18 protein-coding genes are annotated in these 23439 nt (G+C 67.0%); 8 read left to right on the top strand and 10 right to left on the bottom strand.

The window, feature by feature from the left end; translation table 11 throughout:
• Positions 1-45: 45 nt before the first annotated feature.
• Positions 46-1308: an MFS transporter gene (locus IB268_RS25280; RefSeq protein ID WP_054453472.1), complete on the bottom strand. Its 1263-nt coding sequence runs from the start codon at positions 1306-1308 to the stop codon at positions 46-48.
• A 272-nt stretch (positions 1309-1580) separates the two neighbouring features.
• Between IB268_RS25280 and IB268_RS25275 the strand changes: the two genes are divergently transcribed.
• Positions 1581-2465, top strand: coding sequence for a DMT family transporter (locus IB268_RS25275; protein WP_119449606.1), 885 nt, complete (start codon positions 1581-1583; stop codon positions 2463-2465).
• Here IB268_RS25275 and IB268_RS25270 read toward each other — a convergent pair.
• Complete coding sequence (locus IB268_RS25270; RefSeq protein ID WP_175161657.1) at positions 2462-2950, bottom strand: cupin domain-containing protein; 489 nt, start codon at positions 2948-2950, stop codon at positions 2462-2464. The two genes, IB268_RS25275 and IB268_RS25270, sit on opposite strands and share 4 nt — an antisense overlap.
• Positions 2951-3002: 52 nt before the next feature.
• The gene (locus tag IB268_RS25265; protein WP_013395291.1) at positions 3003-3659 is read right to left on the bottom strand and encodes a GntR family transcriptional regulator; all 657 of its coding nucleotides are present in this window, start codon (positions 3657-3659) and stop codon (positions 3003-3005) included.
• A gap of 174 nt (positions 3660-3833) precedes the next feature.
• Between IB268_RS25265 and IB268_RS25260 the strand changes: the two genes are divergently transcribed.
• Together IB268_RS25260 and ggt are read left to right on the top strand one after the other, a co-directional pair.
• Entirely contained in the window at positions 3834-4808 is a 975-nt protein-coding gene (locus IB268_RS25260) for a tripartite tricarboxylate transporter substrate binding protein (RefSeq protein ID WP_054453478.1), read from the top strand.
• Positions 4809-4833: 25 nt separating this feature from the next.
• Entirely contained in the window at positions 4834-6429 is a 1596-nt protein-coding gene (ggt, locus tag IB268_RS25255) for a gamma-glutamyltransferase (RefSeq protein ID WP_054453480.1), read from the top strand.
• Here ggt and IB268_RS25250 read toward each other — a convergent pair.
• Genes IB268_RS25250 through IB268_RS25230 form a run of 5 tightly spaced genes read right to left on the bottom strand, consistent with a single transcriptional unit; the run spans position 6411 to position 14612 of the window.
• Positions 6411-7928, bottom strand: a complete 1518-nt coding sequence (locus IB268_RS25250; protein ID WP_192354978.1) for a glycosyltransferase family 39 protein — start codon at positions 7926-7928, stop codon at positions 6411-6413. The genes ggt and IB268_RS25250 overlap by 19 nt on opposite strands.
• A complete protein-coding gene (locus IB268_RS25245; protein ID WP_192354977.1) occupies positions 7919-8944 on the bottom strand; it encodes a glycosyltransferase family 2 protein in 1026 nt (341 codons plus the stop codon). The genes IB268_RS25250 and IB268_RS25245 overlap by 10 nt, the downstream gene beginning before the upstream one ends.
• Before the next feature lie 21 nt (positions 8945-8965).
• Positions 8966-12136, bottom strand: coding sequence for a CusA/CzcA family heavy metal efflux RND transporter (locus tag IB268_RS25240; RefSeq protein WP_192354976.1), 3171 nt, complete (start codon positions 12134-12136; stop codon positions 8966-8968).
• Between the two features lie 13 nt (positions 12137-12149).
• A complete protein-coding gene (locus IB268_RS25235; protein ID WP_192354975.1) occupies positions 12150-13334 on the bottom strand; it encodes an efflux RND transporter periplasmic adaptor subunit in 1185 nt (394 codons plus the stop codon).
• 15 nt (positions 13335-13349) lie between these two features.
• Positions 13350-14612, bottom strand: a complete 1263-nt coding sequence (locus IB268_RS25230) for a TolC family protein (RefSeq protein ID WP_192354974.1) — start codon at positions 14610-14612, stop codon at positions 13350-13352.
• 227 nt (positions 14613-14839) lie between these two features.
• On the opposite strand from IB268_RS25230, the gene IB268_RS25225 reads away from it, so the two are divergent.
• The 3 genes from IB268_RS25225 to IB268_RS25215 all read left to right on the top strand — a co-directional run bounded on the left by IB268_RS25225 (position 14840) and on the right by IB268_RS25215 (position 17372).
• On the top strand, positions 14840-15181 hold the full coding sequence (locus IB268_RS25225; protein WP_119449588.1) for a DUF4148 domain-containing protein: 342 nt from the start codon (positions 14840-14842) through the stop codon (positions 15179-15181).
• A gap of 152 nt (positions 15182-15333) precedes the next feature.
• Positions 15334-16023 carry a heavy metal response regulator transcription factor gene (locus IB268_RS25220; protein ID WP_054453490.1) on the top strand — a complete coding sequence of 230 codons (690 nt, stop codon included), beginning with the start codon at positions 15334-15336 and terminating at the stop codon, positions 16021-16023.
• Positions 16023-17372 (top strand): heavy metal sensor histidine kinase, encoded by a 1350-nt coding sequence (locus IB268_RS25215; protein ID WP_192354973.1) that lies wholly within the window; start codon positions 16023-16025, stop codon positions 17370-17372. Before IB268_RS25220 ends, IB268_RS25215 begins: the two co-directional genes overlap by 1 nt.
• Positions 17373-17484: 112 nt before the next feature.
• On the opposite strand, the gene IB268_RS25210 is transcribed toward IB268_RS25215, so the two are convergent.
• Together IB268_RS25210 and IB268_RS25205 are read right to left on the bottom strand one after the other, a co-directional pair.
• Entirely contained in the window at positions 17485-18990 is a 1506-nt protein-coding gene (locus IB268_RS25210; protein WP_192330847.1) for a tripartite tricarboxylate transporter permease, read from the bottom strand.
• A gap of 189 nt (positions 18991-19179) precedes the next feature.
• Positions 19180-20151 carry a tripartite tricarboxylate transporter substrate binding protein gene (locus IB268_RS25205; protein ID WP_175161621.1) on the bottom strand — a complete coding sequence of 324 codons (972 nt, stop codon included), beginning with the start codon at positions 20149-20151 and terminating at the stop codon, positions 19180-19182.
• Positions 20152-20281: 130 nt separating this feature from the next.
• Between IB268_RS25205 and IB268_RS25200 the strand changes: the two genes are divergently transcribed.
• The gene (locus IB268_RS25200; protein ID WP_054453496.1) at positions 20282-21226 is read left to right on the top strand and encodes a LysR family transcriptional regulator; all 945 of its coding nucleotides are present in this window, start codon (positions 20282-20284) and stop codon (positions 21224-21226) included.
• A 134-nt stretch (positions 21227-21360) separates the two neighbouring features.
• Positions 21361-23436, top strand: a complete 2076-nt coding sequence (locus IB268_RS25195; RefSeq protein WP_054453738.1) for a hydantoinase/oxoprolinase family protein — start codon at positions 21361-21363, stop codon at positions 23434-23436.
• The last annotated feature ends 3 nt before the right edge of the window (positions 23437-23439 follow it).

Raw genomic sequence — 23439 nt, 5'->3', positions numbered from 1 at the left:
GCGATGGCAAACGCTGCGGACGGCATCGCCCACAGTCCGCGGGGATCAACGGCCGGCCACCGCTACCGCGCGCGGCAGGCCCCGCGCCGGCAGGCGCAAGGAAATCAGGGCCGCCGCCAACAGCAGCGCGCCCGCTGCCCCGAAGGCCACCCAATGCGTACCGAAGGTCTCGTAGGCCCAGCCGCCCAGCCATGAGCTGATCATGCCGCCGACCTGGTGGCCCAGGTAGACCAGTCCGTAAAGCACGCCCACCAGCCGCACGCCGTAGACGTCCGCAAGAATGGCCGACGACAGGGCGATGCTGCCAGCCCACGCGATGCCGCCCAGGGTGGCCGCTGCGTACAGTTCCCAATGCGCCCCCACCATGACCAGCGCGAAGAAACCCAGCCCGCGCACCAGATAGATCGCGGCCAGGATGGCGCGCCGTTCGACCTGGTCGGACATGCGCCCCAGCACCAGGGTGCTGAAGATGGCGACCAGGCCGATCAGGCCGATGCCCAGCGAACTGGTGGTGGCGTCAAAGCCATGGTCCATCAGCATGGGCACGCCGTGCGTGCCCAGCAGGTTCATGCTGAAACCACAGGCGAACAGGCCCAGCGCCACCTGCCAGAACGGCAGCGAGTTCAGCGCCGCGCGCACATTGGGCGCCGGCTGCTTCGCCGCAGCTTTGGCCGGTCCCGCCTTGTCGATGATCTGGTGCGGCAGCAGGTCGGTGTGCTCGGGCGCTTCATCGCGCATGACGAAGAGCGCCATCGGCACGGTCAGCAGCGCGAACAGCGCGGCGAAGCCCAGCAGCGTTTCCTGCCAGCCCACGGCCGAGATCGCGAAGGTCAGGGTCGGCGTCATCAGCGCGATGCCGGCCATGGAACCGGTGGACAGGAAGAACAGCGCCATGCCGCGCTGGCGCGTGAACCAGCGGCTGATCACCGGCGTCAACGCTACCGGGCTGGTGAAGCCCAGGCCGATGGACAGCGCCACGCCGAAGGACAGCAGGAATTCGATGGGGCCGCGCGCGTAGACCGTCCAGATGATCGACAACACGACGATGGCGGTGCCGGTCAGCAGCACGAAGCGGGTGCCGCGCGTGCCGACCAGATAACCTGCTACCGGCATGGCCAGCCCATAGCAGAGCATGCCGATCGCGACGATGCCGGACAGCGTACTGCGCGTGAAGCCCAGGGCGTCGGCGATGGGCAGGAAGAACGGCCCGACCCCCATGCGCAGGCCGACCGTCAACAGGGTGAGTACCGTAGCGGCGCCTACGATGTTCCAGCCGAAATACCAGCCGCCCGACTCTTGCTTCTCCACTTGCGCTTCTCCTCGATATCTTCTTGTGGCCGCTTGGCGCGCCCAGGTTCGCCAGCGCCGCCCAAAAAGGCGCGGCGGGAGCGGGAAGAACGAGGCGTGCACCGGCTTGTCGTCTCCGGCGGCCTGACGACGCCGGACGCGTCATATTACTCCTGGCTATATGCCTGCTCCGCCCGGAATCGGGGAATCTGTTCGGTGAGCGGTCACCGAAGCGCTGTATAGTGCTCGCCATTTCGTCGCGCCCGAAGCAGACCGTGAAGTCCAAGACCTCGATGTTCGCCCTGTCCCGCCAGGAAATCGCGCTGGTGCTGGTCACCATGCTGTGGGGCAGCACCTTCCTCATCATCCACATCGCCATGCAGCACAGCGGACCGCTGTTCTTCGTGGGCGTGCGTTTCACCATCGCCGGCCTGATGGCGCTGCTGATGTTCCGCAAGCACATGGCTGCGATCACCCGCCAGGAGGTCGGCGCCGGCATCGCCATCGGCTGCGCCCTGTTCCTGGGCTACTTCCTGCAGACCTACGGCTTGCAGACCATCACCAGCAGCCAGTCCGCCTTCATCACGGCGATGTACGTGCCCATCGTGCCGCTGCTGCAATGGGCCGTGCTGAAGAAGCCGCCAGGCCTGATGAGCTGGGTGGGCGTGGCGCTGGCCTTCGCGGGCCTGATCCTGCTGGCGGGTCCGCAGGCGGGCGCGCTGAATTTCAGCGTGGGCGAAGCGGCGACGCTTGCCGGGGCCGCGGCGATCGCCGCGGAGATCATCCTGATCGGCCACTATGCCAAGAAGGTCGACAGCCGCCGCGTCACCTTCGTGCAGTTGTTGACGGCAGGCCTGGTGTCGTTCGCGCTGATGCCCGTGATGGGCGAGGCGGTGCCCGAATTCTCATGGCTGTGGGCGGGCGCGGCCATCGGCCTGGGACTGGCCAGCGCCATCATCCAGCTGACCATGAACTGGGCGCAGAAGTCGGTGTCTCCAACCCGGGCCACCGTCATCTATGCCGGCGAGCCTGTGTGGGGCGGCATCGTGGGACGCCTGGCCGGCGACCGGCTCCCGGCGCTGGCGTTGGTAGGCGCCGGCCTGATCGTGGCGGGCGTACTGGCAAGCGAGGCCAAGTTCACCCGCAGGAAAAAACCGCAAGCACAGGGCGCCGACTAGCGGGCCAGGCGCGCGATCACCCCGGCCTGCGCGGGGTACAGCCGTTGCAGGTCGGCGGCGTCGGCCAACTCGAACTCGCTGAACTCGAAGCCAGGCGCCACCGTGCAGCCGGCCAGCGCATAGCCGGCGGGGTCGGCCAATTCTGCCGCGAACCAGCTGCCGGCCGGCACGACCGCCTGGAACGCGGCCTCAGGGTCCTTCAGCGCGTCGCCCAGCCGCAGGCAGCGGTAAGCGCCGTCCGGCGCCAGCACGTGGACTAGCAGCGCCCCGCCCGCATGGAAATGCCAGAGTTCGTCGGACCGGATGCGGTGCCAGGTCGACCAGGCGCCGTCGCATAGCAGGTAGTAGATGGCGGTGCTGGCCGAGCGGCGCGCGCCGTCGCCGCGCGTCACGGCATCGGCGGCGCGATAGGTTTCGCGGTAGTAGCCGCCTTCGGGGTGCGGCAGCAGGTCCAGGCGGCGGATGAGATCGGCGGATGCGGTCATGACGGGACGGGCGCGTAGAGGATGGCGCCAGTCTAGAGCAAAGCCGCGCGTCCTAGGCCGCCTGCTCCAGAAACGCCTGCAGGGCGGGCACCGTGTTCAGCACATGCTGGCGCATGGCCGCTTCGCAACGCGCCGGGTCGCGCGTCTGCAACGCGGCGATCAATTCCTGGTGCGATTCGCGCACGCGCAGGACGCGGCCGGGCTGGGCCACCCACAGGCGCATATAGGGCTCGACGACGGAATGCAGCTCCGAGATCTGGCGCAGCAGGCGCGGCTGCTGGCAGAAGCTGCACAGGTATTCGTGGAATTCGCGATGCGCGGTGATCCAGTCCAGGTGTTCGCCCGGCCCCTGCTCCAGCTGTTCCAGCAGCAGCGACAGGCGGCGGATATGCTCGGCGCCCATGTGCAGCACCGCGTTACGCATGGCCAGGCCTTCCAGCACGGACCGCATTTCGAACACTTCCAGCATTTCCTGCTGATTCAGGCCGCGCACCACCGCGCCGCGGTTGGCGCGGATCTCGACCAATCCTTCCGAGGCCAGCCGGCGCAGCGCGCCGCGTACCGGCATGCGGCTGGTACCGATTTCGGCCGCGACCACCTCGGGCACCAGGCGCTGGCCGGGCGCGTAGCGGCCCAGGCGGATTTCGCGCTGCAGATGCAGGTAGGCCTCGTCTTCGGCGCTGATGGCTGTCTTTTGGAATTGCAGCATTGGAGTCCCGGGGCTAGGGCCGACGGATAGGCCCACGAAAGCCGCCATGATAGATAACCACAAAAATAACACAAATTGGATCCAGTGATCCATGGATGCAAATCCTAATGGTCTTGCAGCGCCCGCTTGCGTCTAATCCCTGCACGCACTCCATAACGCGATCAAGGGGAATTCATGAAGTTTCGTTTCATCCGGGCGCTGGCAGGCGCCGCCGCCGTGGCCTTTGCCGCCCAAGCGGGCGCCCAGGCGACCGACTGGCCGCAGCATCCGGTGCGCATCGTCGTGCCCTTCCAGGCCGGTTCCGCCACCGACCTGATTTCGCGCCAGCTGGGCGCCGCGCTGTCGACGGAACTGGGCCAGCCCTTCGTCGTCGAAGCCCGTCCGGGCGCCGCGGCTGCTATCGGCAGCGCTTCGGTGGCACGCGCAACGCCCGACGGCTACACGCTGTTGATGGGCGGCCCCGCCGCCATCGTCACCAACCGCTTCCTGCAAAAGCGCCTGTCCTACGACCCCGACGCCTTCGCGCTGGTGTCCATGGTGGCGTACACCCCCAACATCCTGCTGGCCAATCCGTCGCAGCCGTTCAAGACCTTGCCGGAAATGGTGGCCTACGCCCGCGCCAACCCGGGCAAACTGACCTACGCCTCGTTCGGCACCGGCACGACTTCGCACATGGCGGGCGAAATGCTCAAGTCCGTGGCCGGCATCGACATCCTGCACGTGCCGTACAAGGGCGCCGGCGAAGCCATCCCCGCGCTGCTCAGCGGCCAGGTCTCGATGTACTTCGACACCATCATGACCGGCCTGCCCCAGGCCAAGAGCGGCGCGCTGCTGGCGCTGGGCATGTCCAACGCCAAGCGCTCGGCGCTGGCGCCCGAGATTCCCACGATCGCGGAACAGGGCTACGCCGGCTACGACATCGCGCCGTGGTACGGTCTGGTCGCGCCCGAAGGCACGCCCGCTCCGGTGCTCGACAAGCTCAACCGCGCCGTCAACAAAGTGCTTGCCGATCCGGCGCTGCGCAGTAAGCTCGCGGAAGCTGGCGCGGAGCCCCGCGGCGGCAGCCGCGAGGAATTCGCCGCCTTCATCAAGGCCGAAATCCCGCGCACCAAGCAGCTGATCGATCAGGCCGGCATCACGCCGCAGTAATTTTCACTACGAGTTCCCCGTTTCCATGTCCTTACCCTTCGATTGGTCTTTCCCCTACGCATCCCGGAAGATGCCGGTCCTGGCCGCCAACGCGGTCGCCACCAGCCAGCCGCTGGCGGCCCAAGCCGGGCTGCGCATGCTGCTGGCCGGCGGCAACGCCGTGGACAGCGCCATCGCCACCGCCATCGCGCTGACAGTGGTCGAACCCGTCATGAACGGCATCGGCGGCGACATGTTCGCGCTGGTCTGGCATGACGGCCAGCTGCACGGTCTGAACTCCAGCGGCTGCGCGCCCGCCGCGTGGACGCCGGAGTACTTCGCCGGCCGCGACGCCATGCCCGGCACCGGCTGGGGCACGGTGACCGTGCCGGGTCAGGTCGCGGGGTGGAAGGCGCTGTCGGAGCGCTTCGGCAAGCTGCCTTTCGCGCAGTTGTTCGAACCCGCCATCGCCTATGCCGAGGAAGGGTTCGCGGTATCGCCCACCATCGCCCGCCAGTGGGCCACGCAAGCGCCCAAGCTGGCGCAGGAGCCAGGCTTTGCCGCCGCCTTCCTGCCCGAGGGCCGTGCGCCGCAGGCCGGCGAATGGTGGCGCTTTCCCGCGCAGGGCAAGACGCTGCGCGCCATCGCCGAAAGCGGCGGCGAGAGCTTCTACCGCGGCGAGCTCGCCCGCAAGATCGCCGACTTCGCGCGGCAGACCGGCGGCGCGCTCAGTGCCGAGGACCTGGCGGAGCACCGTCCCGAATGGGTCACGCCAATCTCGCAATCGTTCCGCGGCTACGAACTGCACGAGATCCCGCCCAGCGGCCAGGGCATCTCGGCGCTGATGGCGCTGGGCATGCTGGAACAGTTCGACCTGGAAAGCATGGGCCGCGACAGCGCGGACTACTATCACGTCAGCATCGAAGCGATGAAGCTGGCCTTCGCGGACCTGCACCACCACGTCGCCGATCCGCGCCACATGCGCACCAGCGCCGCCGCCCTGCTGGACCGCAGCTACCTGGCCGAGCGCGCGCGCCAGATTTCCATGGACCGCGCCAGCGTGCCGGTCGCGGGCACGCCCGCCACCGGCGGCACCGTGTACCTGACGGCGGCCGACGCCAGCGGCACCATGGTGTCCTTCATCCAGTCCAACTACCACGGCTTCGGTTCCGGCGTGGTGGTGCCCGACACCGGCATCAGCCTGCACAACCGCGGCCTGAACTTCGTGTTGACGCCCGGCCACGCCAATCAGGTCGCGCCGCGCAAGAAGCCGATGCACACCATCATCCCCGCCTTCGTCACGCGCGGCGGCCAGCCGCTGATGTCGTTCGGCGTGATGGGCGGATCGATGCAGGCCCAGGGTCATCTGCAAATGGTCACGCGCCTGGCGGCGTTCGGCCAGAACCCGCAGGCCATGAGCGACGCGCCGCGCTTCCGCGTGGAAAAAGGCCCGGTGGTCAATGTGGAATCGCACTTGCCGGCGGACGTGGTCGACGCGCTGCGCGCACGCGGCCACAACGTCGCCGTGGCGCCCGCCGACAGCCTGGAATTCGGTTCGGCGCAGCTGATCTGCCGCCTGCCGCAAGGCGGCTACGTGGCGGCGTCCGACTCGCGCCGCGACGGTCAGGCCGTGGGCTTCTGAGTCTGGCCGGGCCCGGATCCAGGCCCGGCCCTTGACGATAAAACCATCGCCGCCGGCCTCCGGCGGCGATCTGCCGGCGTACCCGCGATCACCAAGACGTAGCGCCGGCTGGTGTAGACCGGCTCAAGCTCCACGCCCGTCTGCTCGCGCACTCGCCGCAGATCCGCTTTTTCCACTGCCAGGAATACCCTGCCGTCCTTGGGCAATACGGCCTCCAAACCTTCCAGCGGCACCCGTGCGGCCGCGCCCCGCGAGTAGTAGCGCGCCGAGAACGGCAGGCTGTCGACGAAGTAGAGCTTTTCGCCGGGCGCCATCAGCGCGTCGGCCCGGGCGACAAGGTGTTTTTCCGTTTTGAGCCGCTCCGGCTTGGCCAGCAGCAAGCCGCAGAAAACAATCACCGCAATCGGCCCCAACGCCATGCAGGCCGTCGCCACGCGGGCTGGCGCCAGGGCGCGGGCGCGGCTCAGGCATGCGCCTATCGCCAAGGCCAGCGGCGGCAAGGCCGGCAGCGCGTAGGTCCACAGGATGTTGCCCGACAGGGTGAAGAAGAGCGGCGTGGCCGCGCCCCAGGCCAACAGATAGGTCCAGCGTGGCCGGCGCAGCCATCTGCCGGCCCGCCGCACCGGCCCGCGCCAGCGTCGGGCAAGCAGCCAGACGCCGAACACTCCCCAAGGCAACGACGCCACGATCCCGTCCAGCCAGATGGCGCCGTAGGGCCGGCTGTGCGCCGAGCCGTAGAGATCGCCGGTCCAGCCCGGATCCACGAAGCGCAGGACGTGCTCGCCTACGATGAAATACTGGATGAAGCCCGGCGTCTTGATCTCCGCGGCCACGTACCAGGGCAGCACCAGGACCGCCGTCATCACGCTTCCCGCTGCCCATGGCAGGCGCCGCAGGCTGGCCAGGACGTTCCCATGCCACAGCATCCAGGGCACGATGGCGCCCGCCACCAACACCACGGCCAGCGGTCCCTTGGACAACAGGCCGATCGCCAGTCCCAGGAAAAATCCGTAGCGCCAAAACCCCGCCGCCGGCCCGCGCGCCAGGATGAATGACGCCATGCTCAGCGTGACGCCCAGGGCAAGGAACGGATCGGTCAACACTGCCCCGGCCGCGACCAGGGGCAGGAACATGGATGCGTACACCAGCACGGTCCATCTGGCGGCCTGTAGCGTAAACAGGCGGCGCCCCAGCGCATGAAGAATGGCAAGCGTCGCCGCCGTGGCCAGCAGCGACGGCAGCCTGATGCTGAATTCGCTCAACCCCAGCAACCGGATCGACAGCGCCTCGGCCCAGAACCCCAATGGGGGCTTGCCCCAGAACGGCACGCCCGGTGCGAACCAGGGCGTGATCCAGTCGCCCGTTTCCGCCATCAGCCTGGCGATCTCCGCATAGCGCGGCTCGGACGTGTCGGCGAATGGCACCAGGACCATCGCCAAGAGGCGCACGCCCAGTATCGCCGCCAGCCCGGCGGCCATGGTCCGCGCGCTCAGCTGCAAGCCGCATCCCTCCCATGGCCCGATGCCGCCATGCCCGCCGCTCCGCTGTGCTGCACGTCGCGCACCAGATAGACCGGCCGCTGCTTGCTTTCCATATAGGTCTTGCCCACGTACTCGCCCAACAGACCGATGGTGATGAGTTGCACGCCGCCCATGAAGGTCATCATCGCCATCAGCGAGGGGTAGCCGGCGACGTCATCGCCGAACATCAGGGTCTTGAAGATGATGGCGGCGCCGAAGACCGCGCCGCCCAGGGCCGCGGCCGCTCCCAGCCCCGTCGCCCAGCGCAGGGGCGCGGTGGAGAACGAGGTGATGCCTTCCATGGCCAGGCGGAACAGCGCCAGGTAGCTCCATTTGGTGACGCCAGCGGCGCGGGGCTCGCGGTCGTAATCGATGATCCGGGTCGGCATGCCCACCCAGGCGTACAGGCCCTTCATGTAGCGACACCGTTCGGGCAGCTGCAGCAGCGCCGTCACGGCGCGCCGGCTCATCAGCCGGAAATCGCCGGTGTCGGGCGGGATCGCGGCCTTGCTCAAGCGGCTCAGCAGCCTGTAGTAGGCATAGGCGGAAAACCGCTTCAGGACGCTTTCCCCCGCGCGGCTGCGCCGCCGCATGCTGACGACGTCGGCGCCCTCTTTCCAGGCCCGCACCATGGCGGGGATGGCCTCGGGCGGATCCTGCAGATCGGCATCCAGCATGATGACCGCGGCTCCGGCCGCATGTTCTATCCCTGCTGTCATCGCGGCCTCCTTGCCGAAATTCCGGCTCAGCCTGACCAGCTTGATGCCGCGTTCCTCGCGCAGCAGGGTCTGCAGGTATTCGGCGCTGCCGTCGCTGCTGCCGTCGTCGACGAACACGATCTCGTAGGACAGCCCCAACGTCTTCAAGACCCGCCGCAGGCGTTCGTGGCAGGCCGGCAGCACCTCCATTTCGTTGAGGAATGGAATGATGACGGATAGCTGTATCGGGCTAATTGAGCCCAGCACAGCGATATCGAGATCGGGTCTGGCATTCATCGGATCGCCTCCGTAACGGACCTACTCCCGGGCCAAGGCCGGTTTCGACAGTTCAAGTTCGTCGGCGTCGTCGTTCCTGTGCGCCAGGCGGTAAAGGGCCGGCAGTACCAGCAACGTGAGGATGGTGGAAGAGATGATGCCGCCGATCACCACGGTGGCCAGCGGACGCTGGACCTCGGCGCCCGTGCCGGTGGCGATCGCCATCGGCACGAAGCCCAGCGAGGCCACCAGCGCCGTCATCAGCACCGGACGCAGGCGCGTCAGCGCCCCGATACGCACGGCCTCGGCCACGGACTTGCCCTCCACGCGCAGGCCGCTGATGAACGACAGCATCACCAGGCCGTTCAGCACCGCCACGCCGCACAGCGCGATGAAGCCCACCGCGGCGGTTATGGACAACGGTATGCCGCGCATCCACAAGGCGATCACGCCGCCGGTCAGCGCGAAGGGGATGCCGGTGAACACCAGCAGCCCGTCCTTGACGTTGCCGAACATCGCGAACAACAACGCGAACACCAGCACCAGCGCCGCCGGCACCACGATCTGCAGGCGCTTGGCCGCGGATTGCAACTGCTCGAAGGTGCCGCCCCAGGAGGTCCAGTAGCCCGCCGGCACCTGCACCTTTTGCCCGATGGCCGCGGTGGCCTCGGACACGAACGTGCCCAGGTCGCGGCCGCGCACGTTGGCGCTGACCACGATGCGGCGCTTGCCGTCCTCGCGCGAGATCTGGTTGGGGCCCGGCGCCAGATCGAAGGTGGCGACCTCGCTCAGCGGGATGTAGGCGGCCTGCGCCTGCCCGTCCTGCCTGGGCAGGGCAATGGGCAGCTTCTTCAACGCGGACAGGTTCTCGCGCACGGTTTCGGGCAGACGCACCACGATGTCGAAGCGCCGGTCTCCCTGAAAAAAGGTCCCCGCCTCTCGGCCGCCCACGGCGATGGCCAGCGTGTCCTGCACGTCCGCCATGCTCAGCCCGTAACGCGCGGCGCGGGCGCGGTCGATGTTGACCGTCAGCATCGGCAGCCCGGTGGTCTGCTCGACTTTCACTTCCGAAGCGCCCGGTATCGTCTGCAAGACCTCGGCGATCTCTGCTGCCGTACGATTCAGCACATCGTTGTCATCGCCGAACACCTTCACCGCCACGTCGCTGCGCACGCCCGAGATCAGCTCGTTGAAGCGCAGCTGGATCGGCTGGGAGAACTCATAGTTGCTGCCGGGAACCTGGCCGGCTTCCTCCTGGATCGCCGCCAGCAGTTCGGCGCGGGTCTTCCTGGGGCTGGGCCACTGGTCCATCGGCTTGAGCATGATGTAGCCGTCGGAAATGCTGGGCGGCATGGCATCGGAGGCGATCTCCGCCGTGCCGGTGCGGGCGAACACGCGCTCGATTTCCGGGAACTTCTGCTTCAGCCTGGTCTCCAGTTGCTTCTGCATCTCGACTGACTGCGTGAGGCTGGTGCCCGGGATCCGCAGCGCCTGGATCGCCATGTCGCCTTCGTTCAGGTTGGGGATGAACTCGCTGCCCATGCGCGCCGCCAGCACCCCGCTCAACACCACCAAGACGGTTGCTCCCGCCAGGATCAGCGGCGTGCGGCGCAGCGCGACGTCGAGCAGGGGCTCGTAGCGGCGCTTGGCCCAGGCCATCAGGCGATTCTCCTTTTCGGAGACGTTGTTCCCCATGAACAGCGCCACGGCGGCCGGCACGAAGGTCACGGACAGGATCATCGCCCCCAGCAGCGCCAGCACCACGGTCAGCGCCATGGGATGGAACATGCGTCCTTCCACCCCGCTCAGGGCGAAGATCGGCAGGTACACGACCATGATGATCAACTGGCCGAACAGCAGCGGCCTGCGGGCCTCGCGCGCGGCCGCGAACACCTCGTGGAAGCGTTCGCTGCGCGTGAGCGGCCTGCCATGGTGCGCCCGCGCGTGGCTCAGGCGCCGCACGCAGTTCTCCACGATGACGACCGCGCCGTCGACGATGATGCCGAAGTCCAGCGCGCCCAGGCTCATCAGGTTGGCGCTGACCTTGTAGCTCACCATGCCGGTGAAGGTAAACAGCATGGACAGCGGGATGATCATCGCCGTGATCAGCGCCGCGCGGATGTTCCCCAGGAACACGAACAGGATGACGATGACCAGCGCCGCGCCTTCCAGCAGGTTCTTCTTGACGGTGGCGATGGCCTTGTCGATCAGGGTGGTGCGGTCGTAGACCGTCACCGCCTGCACGCCCGCCGGCAGCGATTTATTGATGGCTTCCAGCTTGACGGACACGGCTTGGGACACCGCGCGGCTGTTCTCGCCTATCAGCATGAACACCGTGCCCAGCACCACCTCCTCGCCGTTGCTGGTCGCCGCCCCCGTGCGCAGCTCGCGCCCGATGGACACCTCGGCCACGTCGCGTATCCGGATCGCCTGGCCCTCCACGGTTGCCAGCACCACGTCGCGGATGTCGTCCATGGACCGGACCTGCCCGGGCGCCCGGATCAGGTACTGCTCCCCCTTGCGTTCGATGTAGCCCGCACCGGTGTTGGCGTTGTTCCTGTCCAGCGCGGCCATGATGTCGGTCAGCGCCAGGCCGTAGGAGGCCAGCTTCTCGGTGCTGGGCGCTACCTGGTACTCCTTGGCATAGCCGCCGATGGCGTTGATCTCGGTGACCCCGGGAATATTGCGCAGCTGCGGCTTGATGATCCAGTCCTGGATCTCGCGCAGGTCCATGGGGGTGTAGGGCGTGCCGTCGGGTTTCCTGGCATCGTCCTGCGCCTCCACCGTCCACAAGTAGATCTCGCCCAGGCCCGAGGATATCGGCCCCATCATGGGCGTCACGCCTTCGGGCAGGTTTTCCTTCGCTTCCTGCAGGCGCTGGTTCACCAGCTGGCGGGCGAAATAGATGTCGGTGCCGTCCTTGAAGATAACGGTCACCTGCGACAGGCCATAGCGCGATAGCGAGCGCGTCTGCTGCAACCCCGGCAGGCCGGCCATCACCGTCTCTATCGGATAGGTGATGCGCTGCTCGGTCTCCAGCGGCGAGTACCCAGGCGCCCCGGCATTGATCTGGACCTGGACGTTGGTGATGTCCGGCACCGCGTCGATGGCGAGCCGGGAATAGTTGTAGACGCCGATGGCGGCCATGCCCAGGGTGACGAACAGCACCAGCCAGCGCTGCTCAATAGCGAAACGGATCAAGCGTTCAAACATGTTCCGCCCCGGCTCAGTGTGCGTGCTCGGCGCCGGCCTTGCCCAGCTCCGACTTGAGGACGAAGGTGTTCTCGACGGCATAGCGCGTACCGGGGGCAAGCCCAGACAGCACCTCTACCCGGTCATTCGAAGCCTTGCCCAGCTTCACCGGCTGCACCACAAAGCCGCCGGGCGCCTCCACGAACACGGCAGGCTGGTTGTCGATGGTCTGGACCGCGTCGGCCGCCACCGTCACCGCGGCGTCCGACATCCGCGTGACCACGTCGACGGAAACGAAAAGCCCTGGACGCCAGGCCATGTCCGGATTCTCCAGCGTGACGCGCGCAGTGGCCGTGCGCGTCTGCTGCCCCAGCAACGAGCCGATGTACGAGACCGTGCCCTCGGCCTTGCCGGCGAACGCGGCGGAGCTCACGCTGGCCGCTTCGCCCACGCGTACATCCTGCAAATCCTTGGGCGCGATCACGAATTCAGCCCAGACGGTGCGCAGGTCCGACAAGGTGAAGATGCTGGCGTTGTCGGGCAAGGCTTCGCCCAGTGCGATGTGCTTTTCCACCACCACGCCGTCAAAGGGCGCGCGGATCTCCAGGCTGCCCAGGTCCTTGGAGCGCGGCTCGGCGCCCACGGTGCGCAATTTCTGCTCCGCGTTCTGCACGGCGATTTCCGCCTCCTGCAGCGCGGTGCGGGCCGCCTGGTAGTCCTGTTCCGCTGATACCTTTTCCTGCCACAGGCGCAGTTCGCGCCTGTGGGTCTGGGCGGCCAGGTCGCGCCGCTTGGCCGCCGCCAGCCATTCGCTGCGCAACTCGGACAGCGCCGAGCTGGACAAGACGGCCAGCAGTTCGCCCTTCTTGACCTGCTGGCCCAGGTCGGCCGACACGCTTTGCACCACGCCGGCCATGCGCGGCACCACGTGCGCGGTCCGGTCCGCATTGAACTTGATCTCGCCGGGGAACTGCGCCGATGTCGCCAGCGCGGCGGGCGCAGCGACCTCGGACTTGATGCCGGCCACCGCGATCTGCTCGGGCGTGAGCGCGATTTTTTCCTGTTCCTTCTCGGCCTGCTCGCCCTGCCCGGTCTCGGCATGTCCGTGTTCCGCCTCGCCTGCCGCCTGCGCCGGACACACGGACGCCAACAGCAGCGCCGCACACAGGCCGGCCGCGGTCCACATCTTGGGGGGTTGCTTGCTCTTGTGCTTTGCCATTTTCTTATGCTCGTTTCAACGTCCGAGAATGCGGTCTATATCCGCGGAAGCCTGGTACACGGATGCCAGCACCGTCAGGTAGGCGATGTTTCCGTCGGAGAGGGTGCGCTGCGCGTCCAGCACTTCCAGGAAGCCGAACTTCCCCGCCTCGAAGCCTTTGCGCGCAGCCTCATAGGCCTGGGTGGCCCCCGGCAGCACGGCGCTCCGATACTCGCGCGCGGAACCCGCTGCCAGATCGAATCGGGTCACGGCCTGCAACAGTTCTCCCATCAGGCCGGATTCCAGCTCGCGGTATTGGTCCTGCGCCTTGTAGGCCTGCATGGTGGCGGCGTAGACATTGCCCTGGTTGCGGTCGAAGATCGGCAGCGGAATGGACACGCCAAGCTGGGCCTTGTCGCGGCCCGCTTCGTTGTCGCGGGCCACGCCGGCGCTCAGCGTGATGTCGGGATAGCGCTTGCTCTTCTCGACTTCCAGCTGCGCCTGCCCCAGGTCGACGGCAAGCTTGCCGCCCTGCATCCTGGGCGATGCGGCCAGGCCTGCCCGCAACTCGTCTATCGACGCCCGTTCCGGCAATGCGTTCAGATCCGCGCCCACGCTGGCAAAACCCGGCTCTGATTCGCCCCACAGCAGGCCGAGCTTGCGGCGTGCGCCCAGTAGCGCAGCCTCGGCCGCGCGCGCCTCGATGCGCGCGTTGGCCAACGCGACCTGGGCCTTGCTGCCCTCCAGTGGCGGCGCCTTGCCCGCGGCCACGCGCCTCTCCGCCAGCCGCAAGGCGCCGCTGGCGATATCCACGGTGCCGCGCGTCACGCGCACGGACTCCTGCGCCACCGCCACATCGAAATAGGCCGCGATGACTGCCGCGCGCAGGCCGGCCCGCGTGTCCGCGACGCCCTGGCGCGCCATGTCCCTGGACAGCTCAGCCGCCTTGACCCGCGCGGCGCGCTTGCCGCCGGTTTCCAGCGGGACGTTCAACATGGCGGTGGTGGTGCGCGTGGCCGATTGCGTGTCGTCCACGCTCACGTCGATGGAAGGGTTGGGCAGCACGCCCGCCTGCGTGAGCAGGCCCTCGCTCGCCGCGGCCTCGTTCTTCGCCGCGGCAAAGCCGGGATTCCGTTCGAGCGCCGCGGCCAGGGCGCGCTCCAACGTCAGCACGACGCCGTTCTCGCTCTGCGCCGGGGGTACGGAAGTTCGGGCTGCGCCCGCGTTCTGCGCGGATGCGGCAGCAGACGCGGCGATCATCGAGGCCGCCAGGATCAGCGGCATAGCGGATACATGCATGGTTCAACCAGGAAAGGGGCGAGCCGGCAATGTATCCAGATGGGTTCGTCAATCGAGCGACAGAAAAATGACATTTCCGTAAGGTTCGCGGCCTTACGAAAACGTAATCAGGGCGTCGGCGAATTGACGGGCACGGGTCCGTAGAGTGTCACCGTCGCTACACAAACAGCGTGTATGCGCCTGACGCAACACCGCGACCGGCGCCGCGCTCAACCTGGGAGATATCCATGAAGACCAAAACCGTCACCGCTGCCCTCGCCCTGGGTTCCGCCCTGGCCCTTCCTTTTGCCGCCAGCGCATCGAGCACCTGGCACCAGACCAACACGGAGATCGGCTACGCCATCGCGCCGGACCACGCCGTCAGCGGCAAGACGCGCGACGAGGTGAAGACCGAATTGGCCGTGGCCAAGTCCGACCCGAAGCAGTGGTTTCTGACCAATCTGAACGCCGCCAAGCCGGGCTGGGCCAAGCAGGGCACCTCCCGTACCCGCGCCGACGCGATGGCGGAGCTGGAAGCCATGACGCCGGCCGAACGCGCCCGCCTGGACGAGATCTACACCCCGGGCTGAGCGCCGGGCCCGTGGCGCACGCGCCCCGCGTGCCCGCCGGCGCTGCGCAGGGCGGCTGGGCCGCCCTGTTTGCGTTTATTCCCCAGAACGATTCCGCCTAGAATAGACGCAGCATCCGAGGACTTCCGCGCACTCTTTTTATTTCCGCTGACATGAAAGTACTCGTAATCGAAGACGAAAAAAAACTCGCCGAGTACTTGCGGCGAGCGCTGACCGAACACAACTACGTGGTCGACGTGGCCCAGGACGGCGTCACCGGACTGCATCTGGTGCGTGAAAGCCAGTACGACCTGGTCCTGCTGGACGTGATGCTGCCCGCCATGGACGGCTTTTCGGTGCTGGCCGAGATCCGCAAGACCAGCCGCGTCCCCGTCCTGATGCTGACCGCGCGCGACAAGCTCGAAGACCGCGTCAAGGGCCTGCGCGACGGGGCCGACGACTACCTGGCCAAGCCTTTCGCCTTGTCGGAACTGCTGGCCCGCGTGCTGGCGCTGGGCCGGCGCAGCGGCCACGGCCAGACCGAGACCATCGCCCAGAACGTGCTGCGCATCGACGGGCTGGAACTGGACCTGCTGCGCCGGCGCGCCAGCCGCGACGGCGTGCGGCTGGACCTGACCGCCAAGGAATTCACCCTGCTGGCCCTGCTGATGCGCAAGCAAGGCGAAGTCCTGTCGCGGCTGGAGCTGGCCGAACAGGTGTGGGACATCAACTTCAACAGCAACACCAACGTGGTCGAAGTCGCGATCCGCCGCCTGCGCGGCAAGGTCGACGAACCCTTCGACAAGAAACTGCTGCACACCGTGCGCGGCATGGGCTACGTGCTGGAACCGCGGAGCGACTGATGCCCGGGCAGCGCCCCAAATCGCTGCACCGCTGGCTGTCGCGCTGGCTGGCGATCCAGACTTTCATCGCGCTCGGCCTGGTATGCGCGGTGGTCTATTACGCGACCAACCTCAACCTGGCCAGCCGCCAGGAAGCCTTGCTGCAGCAGAAGGTCGAGGTCGTACGGCACCTGGTCGAGGAAAACGCCGCCAGCCAGGACTCCACCCGCTTGCGCCACAAGCTCAGCGACTTCTTCTATGGCCGCCCCGATTTTTCGCTGGTGTTGGAGATCGACGGCGAAAAGGTCTACTACGGCAGCCCCATCGCCGGCGACAACGACTTCAAGCATGAGCGGCGCATCGCTTTCACGCTGCCCTTTCCCGGCGCGCCCGGCGACGCCATGAACGCCGAACTGGTGCTGGACATCTCCAGCGATATCCTCCTGCGCAAGGCGCTGGCCTGGACCTTGTTCGCCTGCGCCCTGGCCGGCGCCATCGTCGTGGCGGCGGTCGGAACCCTGCTGGTGCGCAGAGGGCTGGCGCCGCTGGACGCGCTGGGCAAGCAGGCCGCGCAGCTAGCCCCGGACCGCATCGGCGAACGGCTCGACGAAAGCGGCCAGCCCTGCGAGATCCGGCCCCTGGTGCGCCAGTTCAACGCCGTGCTGCAGCGGCTGGAGCGCGCCTACGTGCAGATGGAGGGATTCAATGCCGACGTGGCCCACGAGATGCGCACGCCACTCGCAACGCTGATCGGCGAGACCGAGCTGGCGCTGAGCACGCGCCCGTCGCCGCAGGCCTTGCGCGAAACGCTGGGTTCCAACCTGGAAGAACTGCAGCGTCTCTCCAGCATCGTCAACGACATGCTGTTCCTGTCGCAGGCCGACCGCGGCGCGCAGGCCCGGGGCAGCTGGCAGGCCAGCCTGGCCGCCATCGTCCAGGAGGTGACGCAATACCACGAGGCCGAGGCCCTGGACGCGGGGGTCGATATCGCGGTGGTGGGCGATGCGTCGGCACAAGTCGATCGCGCGCTGTTCCAGCGCGCCGTGTCGAACCTGGTCTCGAACGCGGTACGCTATGCCGCTTCCGGCAGCGTGATCGAGGTCGATATCTCCCGCGGCGACGCTGGCGAAATCCTGATCGCCGTGCGCAACACCGGCGAACCCATACCGGAAGAACATCTGCCACGGCTTTTCTACCGCTTCTACCGCAGCGACACCTCCCGCGAGTTCGATGCCAACCATCATGGACTGGGATTGGCCATCGTCGCCGCCATCGCCCGCATGCACGGCGGCCGCAGCTACGCCAGATCGGCCAACCGGACCACCGCCATAGGCTTCAGCATCGCGGCGGCCGACAGTATAGAAACCTGATTGGCGCTGTGGAAGCGCCCGGGCATGGACAATCTGTACCGCGGATCGCAGGAGCCGGACGTCTTCAGCCTAAAGTACGGCCGGTCCGCCGAAAGGCGGAAGCGGCCCGGCCTCAGTCCTCTTCGACAAACGCTTCTTCGCGCTTTTTGCGGATGTTCGGCAGCGCGACCAGCACGACCAGCACCACAGCCGCGCCCAGCAGGGACGCGGACAGCGGCCGTTCCACGAATGTCGTGAAATCGCCGCGCGACAGCAGCAGCGCGCGGCGGAAGTTCTCTTCCATCATCGGGCCGAGCACCAGGCCAAGCAGAAGCGGCGCGCCCTCGCAGCGCAGCTTGCTCCAGATGTAGCCGACGACCCCGAAGAAGGCCGTCATGTACAGATCGAAGGTGTTGTAGTTAAGCGAATACACCCCAATCGTGCAGAACACCAGAATCGCCGGAAACAGGACGCGGTAGGGAACCTTGAGCAGCTTGACCCAAAGCCCGACCAGCGGCAGGTTGAGGATGACCAGCATCAGGTTGCCGATCCACATCGATGCGATCAGGCCCCAGAACAGGTCGGGATGGCTGGTCATGACCTGGGGGCCGGGCTGGATGTTGTGGATGGTCATCGCGCCCACCATCAGCGCCATCACCGCGTTGCCCGGGATGCCCAACGTCAGCAAGGGGATGAACGACGTCTGCGCCCCCGCATTGTTGGCCGACTCCGGGCCGGCCAGGCCGGCCGGGTGGCCTTTGCCGAAACGCCCGGGTTCCTTGGACAGCTTCTTTTCCAGAGTGTAGGAAGCGAAGGCCGACAGCACCGAGCCGCCCCCGGGGAGGATGCCCAGCATCGATCCGACCGCGGTGCCGCGCACGATCGCGGGCGCCGCCTCGCGGACCTCCTGCCGGTTGGGATACAGCGAACCCACCTTGTCCGTGATCTCGACCCGCTTGTCCTTCAGTTCCAGGTTGTTCATGATCTCGGCAAAGCCGAACACGCCCATCGCCACGATCGCGAAATTGATGCCGTCCTGCAGCTCCGGGATGCCGAAGTCATATCGGGCGACGCCCGAATTGACGTCCGTGCCAACCAGGCCGAGCAGCAGCCCCAGCAGGATCATGCAGATCGCCTTGACCAGCGAGCCCGAGGCCAGCACCACCGCCCCGACCAGGCCCAGCGTCATCAGCGAGAAGTACTCGGCCGGCCCGAACTTGAACGCGACCTCGGCCAGCGGCGGCGCGAATGCCGCGATCAGCATGGTGGCCACAGAGCCCGCGAAGAAGGAGCCGATGGCGGCCAGCGACAGCGCGGCGCCGCCGCGGCCGTTGCGGGCCATCTGGTGGCCGTCGAGCACGGTGACGACCGCCGATGTCTCGCCTGGCAGGTTGACGAGTATGGCGGTGGTCGAGCCGCCGTACTGTGTCCCGTAGTAGATGCCCGCCAGCATGATCAGCCCCGCAACGGGCGGCAGCACATAGGTGATCGGCAGCAGCATCGCGATGGTGGGCACAGGGCCCAAGCCAGGCAACACGCCCACCAGCGTGCCCAGGACGCATCCCAACAGCGCATACAGCAGGTTCTCCGGCGTGAACGCCACGGAGAACCCCAGCATGAGGTTATCGATAAGTTCCATCCCCGCTCCTTGGTGTTTTTATCGTCATACGAAAATAGATCGTAGTACGATATAAAAAGCCAAGGAACCCGGGTTTTTACGGACTGGAGATCGGTGAGATCAGGGCGGATCGGCGCGCTTGAACGCTGCGCGCGCCATCCGCCGTGGCGTGTAAGAAGGCCATGCCGCTGACGCGGCAAAGCCGTCCCGTCACATCGGCTTCAGGTCGACCTCTTTGGCGATCTTGCCAAAGGTTTCCAGGTCGCTCTTCACCCGGGCCGTGGTCTCGGCCGGCGTGGACACGCGCGGAATCATCGCCAGGTCCAGCAGGCGCTGCTTCATTTCCGGCTTGGCGAACTCGCGCGCCAGGGCCTGCTGGATCTTGTCGACGATCTCGTCCGGCGTGCCCTTGGGCGCGGCCAGGCCGAACCAGGCGACCGCGGAGAACCCGGGCAGGCCGGCTTCTGGCGCGGTGGGCACATCGGGCAAGGCCGCCACGCGTTCCGGGTTCGTGACGAACAAGGGCCGCACCTTGCCTGCCTTGATGAAGGGCGTCTGCACGCCGGTATTGTCCAGCACCGCGTCGATATGGCCGCCCAGCAGGTCGTTCATGGCCGGGCTGCTGCCCTTGTAGGGCACGATGTTGACCTGCATGCCGGCGGCGCGCGCAAACATGAGTTGGGTCAGGTGTTGCTGGGTGCCCAGGCCGGCATTGCCGAAGGTGATCTTGTTCGGGTTCTTGCGGCCGTAGTCGATGAATTCCTTGAGATTCTTGGCGGGGAATTCATTGTTCGTGACCACCACGAAAGGCAGGTCGACCAGTACCGTGATCTGCTTGAAGTCTTCCAGCGGCTTGTAGCGCAGCTTGTAGACGTAGGGGTTGACGGCCATGGTGCCGCTCGCAGTCAACGCCAGCGTGTAGCCGTCCGGCTCGGCGCGCGAGACGAACTCGGTGCCCAGCACGCCGCCCGCGCCCGGCTTGGCCTCGACGATGGCCGGCTTGCCCAGTTCAGTCTGTAAAGCCTGCGCGGCGAAGCGCGCCAGCATGTCGGCGGACCCGCCCGTCGCGTAGGGCAGGACGATCGTGATCGGCTTGCTGGGATAGGTGTCCGCGGCCATCGCGGGCGCGGCGATCCCGGCCGCCAGACAGGCAGCGGCCAGAGTTTTCAGATGCTTGACCATCAATGATTTCCCCTCGTGGTGTATCGACTGCGCTTGCACCCGGGGAAGATTAAGCGGTCCCGCGTTATATGGCTAATCAACAATTAAAATAGATCTCTATCACCAATGTTGATAATCACCCAGGACTGCGATGCTGACCTCGATGGACTTGAACCTGCTGCGCATCTTCGATGCGGTCATGACCGAACGCAACGTCACGCGCGCGGCCTCCGCGCTGCACATGACCCAGCCCGCGGTCAGCAACGCCATCAACCGGCTGCGCCTGACCTTGAAGGATCCGCTGTTCGTGAAGATCCAGGGCGGCGTGCTGCCCACGCAGCGCGCCGAACTGCTGTGGCCCCCGATCCGCGACGCGCTGGCCCGCATCGCCGACACGCTGGAGCGCAACGATTTCGACCCGGCGCGTTCCGAGGCCGTGTTCCGCATGGCCATGTCCGACTACGTGGCGGACCAGGTCATCCGGCCGCTGTTCGTGGAGCAGCAGACGGTGGCGCCCAATGTCCGCATCCATCTGCATCCCTATTCGCTGGACAACGCCGGCGTGCTGCTGGAAAAAGGCGAAGTCGACATGGCGGCGGGCGTGTATTCGAACTTCGGCTCGTCCCTGCGCACCCTGCCGCTGGAAACGCTGACCTACGTCTGCGCCATGCGCAAGGGCCACCCGCTGCTGGCGCAGCCACGCTTCACGCTGGACAGCTTCCTGCGCGCGCGCCATCTGATGGTCAGCCTGCTGGGCACGCCGACCCTGATCGACCATGAGCTCGCGCCCCACGGCTACAAGCGCAACGTGGTGCTCACCATCAACCAGTTCGCCCTGGCGCCGCGCCTGCTGGCCGAAACCGACCTGATCTGCGTGGTGCCGCTGAACACCGTGCGCAACAGCCCCTACAGCCATCTGCTGGAAGCCGTCGAGGCGCCTTTCCCGTTCGCGCCGCGCACGGTCAACCTGATCTGGCATGAACGCTCGGACAACATCCCCGCGCATCGCTGGCTGCGCGAAGAGATACTCAAGGTCTGCCAGGCGCAAGGAATGGTGTTCGACCAGGCGCAGCCGGCAGAGTCCCATCCGTACTGATCCGTACCGACAAATCATTCACAACAGTGATAATCACTGATACCAATCTTTGATTGGACCGAATGATGGTGCGTCAATAGCATTCTGGTCATCCCACTCCCGGCGCCTTGCGCGCCAGCATCCTGGAGACCAGCGTGACCCAGACCGCATCCGCCCCGGGCGCCCGCCGTTTTCGCGTCGGCTTCGACGTAGGCGGCACGTTCACCGATTTCACCCTGCTCGCCGAGCACACCGGTGAACTGCATTATTTCAAGGTGCCTTCGACACCGCACGATCCGTCCGAGGCCATCCAGACGGGCCTGGCCCATCTAATCCGCGAACACGAGATCGCCGGCTCCGAGCTGGCGCACGTGGGCCACGGCACCACGGTGGCCACCAACATGGTCATCGAGCGCAGGGGTTCGCGCTGCGCGCTGGTCACCACCCGCGGCTTTCGCGACGTGCTGGAGATCGGCCGGCAGACACGCCCCCATCTGTACGACTACAACGTCACCAAGCCGCAACCCCTGGCGCCGCGCGAGTGGCGCTTCGAAGTGACCGAGCGCGTCGGCGCCGACGGTTCCGTGCTGCAGGCGCTGGACGAAGACGAGGTGGTGGCGGTGGCGCGCGAGCTGGCTGCAGCCCGCGTCGAATCGGTCGCCATCTGCTTCATGCACAGCTACCGCAACGATGCCCACGAACGCCGCACCCGCGACATCCTGGCCGAACACCTGCCGGGCGTCTATCTGAGCGTGTCCAGCGAGATCCTGCCGGAGTTCCGCGAATATGAACGCATGTCCACCACCGCGCTCAATGCCTATGTCGGCCCGCGCATGGCTGGCTACATGCGCAACCTGGTAAGTTCGGTGCGCGCCATGGGCGTGGCGGCCGAGCCGACCACGGTGCATTCCAATGGCGGTCTGATGTCGGTGGAATCGGTGCTGACGGCTCCGGTGCGCACCTGCGTTTCGGGCCCCGCCGCCGGCGTAATCGGCGCGACCGAACTGGGCCGCGTGGCTGCGCTGCCCAACCTGATCACCTTTGACGTGGGCGGGACCAGCACCGACGTGTCGCTGGTGGCCGAACTGCGGCCGTTGTTCACCTCCAGCCGCCTGGTGGCCGACTATCCGGTCAAGACCCAGATGGTGGACGTGCACGTCATCGGCGCGGGCGGCGGCAGCATCGCGCGCATCGACGACGCGGGCGCGCTCAAGGTCGGCCCGCAGAGCGCGGGTGCGGTGCCCGGCCCCATCGCCTACAACCGGGGCGGCCAGGTCGTGACCATCACCGACGCCCACGTCGTGCTGGGCCGGCTGAATCCAGTCGCGCTGCTGGAAGGCCGCATGGCCGTGCATGCGCGCCAGGCGCGCGAGGCGCTGGAGGCGCAGATCGCCCGCCCGCTGGGACTGAGCGTGGAAGAAGCCGCCTACGGCATTCTGCGCATCGCCAACTCCAACATGGCGCGCGCGGTACGCGCGGTCTCCACCGAACGGGGCCATGACATCCGCAAGTTCGCCCTCTGCGCCTTTGGCGGCGCGGGCGGCCTGCATGCCGCCGAACTGGCGCGCGATTGCGGCATCGGCACCCTGCTGATTCCGCAGGAGCCGGGCACCATGTGCGCGCGCGGCATCCTGCTGTCCGACATTTCCATGGACTTCGTGCAGACGCTGATGGCGCACGCCACCGCGGACGGCTGGACCGCCGTGCGGCAGGCGCTGGAAGCCCTGGCCGGCAAGGCGCGCGCCTGGCTGTCCAGCGAAGGCGTGAACGACTCGGAGCAGCGCCTGTCCGCTGTCATCGACGCACGCTACCAGGGCCAGAACTTCGAAATCGCCGTGCCGCTGGATGGCATGCAGCTGATGCCGCTGGATGAGTTCGTCGCGGCATTCAGCGCGGCGCACGTGCGCGAGTATGGCTATGACGCCGCCGGCCGTCCGGTGGAGATCGTCAATTGCCGGGTGCGCGCCATCGGCCTGGTGCCACGCGCGCCCCTGGCCCGCGTGCAAGGCGGCGAAAGCGTGGCCGGCGCCCTGAAGGAACGCCGCAACGTGTACTTCGAAGGGGCGGGCTGGGTGGACACGCCCATTCTGCGCCGCGCCCTGCTGCCGGTGGGCGTGCCCGTGGACGGGCCGGCCGTGATCGAGGAAATGAGCTCGACCACCGTCGTGCTGCCGGGCCAGCAGGCGCGCGCCGACGAATACGGCAACCTCGTCGTCAACCTCAACAGCTAAGGC

This window comes from Achromobacter sp. ACM01 (genome assembly GCF_014851745.1).
Classification (GTDB): Bacteria; Pseudomonadota; Gammaproteobacteria; order Burkholderiales; family Burkholderiaceae_B; genus Achromobacter; species Achromobacter aegrifaciens.
The sequence above is the reverse complement of the archived record's forward strand: the minus strand, read 5'-3'. Positions and strand labels throughout refer to the sequence as shown.

What these genes read in the sequence shown, in the direction of transcription:
- IB268_RS25270 (WP_175161657.1), bottom strand. Translation starts at nt 2,950, where the DNA reads ATGACCGCATCCGCCGATCTCATCCGCCGCCTGGACCTGCTGCCGCAC.
- IB268_RS25235 (WP_192354975.1), bottom strand. Translation starts at nt 13,334, where the DNA reads ATGGCAAAGCACAAGAGCAAGCAACCCCCCAAGATGTGGACCGCGGCC.
- IB268_RS25200 (WP_054453496.1), top strand. Translation starts at nt 20,282, where the DNA reads ATGCTGACCTCGATGGACTTGAACCTGCTGCGCATCTTCGATGCGGTC.
- IB268_RS25265 (WP_013395291.1), bottom strand. Translation starts at nt 3,659, where the DNA reads ATGCTGCAATTCCAAAAGACAGCCATCAGCGCCGAAGACGAGGCCTAC.
- IB268_RS25225 (WP_119449588.1), top strand. Translation starts at nt 14,840, where the DNA reads ATGAAGACCAAAACCGTCACCGCTGCCCTCGCCCTGGGTTCCGCCCTG.
- IB268_RS25240 (WP_192354976.1), bottom strand. Translation starts at nt 12,136, where the DNA reads ATGTTTGAACGCTTGATCCGTTTCGCTATTGAGCAGCGCTGGCTGGTG.
- IB268_RS25220 (WP_054453490.1), top strand. Translation starts at nt 15,334, where the DNA reads ATGAAAGTACTCGTAATCGAAGACGAAAAAAAACTCGCCGAGTACTTG.
- IB268_RS25275 (WP_119449606.1), top strand. Translation starts at nt 1,581, where the DNA reads ATGTTCGCCCTGTCCCGCCAGGAAATCGCGCTGGTGCTGGTCACCATG.
- IB268_RS25245 (WP_192354977.1), bottom strand. Translation starts at nt 8,944, where the DNA reads ATGAATGCCAGACCCGATCTCGATATCGCTGTGCTGGGCTCAATTAGC.
- ggt (WP_054453480.1), top strand. Translation starts at nt 4,834, where the DNA reads ATGTCCTTACCCTTCGATTGGTCTTTCCCCTACGCATCCCGGAAGATG.
- IB268_RS25210 (WP_192330847.1), bottom strand. Translation starts at nt 18,990, where the DNA reads ATGGAACTTATCGATAACCTCATGCTGGGGTTCTCCGTGGCGTTCACG.
- IB268_RS25205 (WP_175161621.1), bottom strand. Translation starts at nt 20,151, where the DNA reads ATGGTCAAGCATCTGAAAACTCTGGCCGCTGCCTGTCTGGCGGCCGGG.
- IB268_RS25215 (WP_192354973.1), top strand. Translation starts at nt 16,023, where the DNA reads ATGCCCGGGCAGCGCCCCAAATCGCTGCACCGCTGGCTGTCGCGCTGG.
- IB268_RS25260 (WP_054453478.1), top strand. Translation starts at nt 3,834, where the DNA reads ATGAAGTTTCGTTTCATCCGGGCGCTGGCAGGCGCCGCCGCCGTGGCC.
- IB268_RS25230 (WP_192354974.1), bottom strand. Translation starts at nt 14,612, where the DNA reads ATGCATGTATCCGCTATGCCGCTGATCCTGGCGGCCTCGATGATCGCC.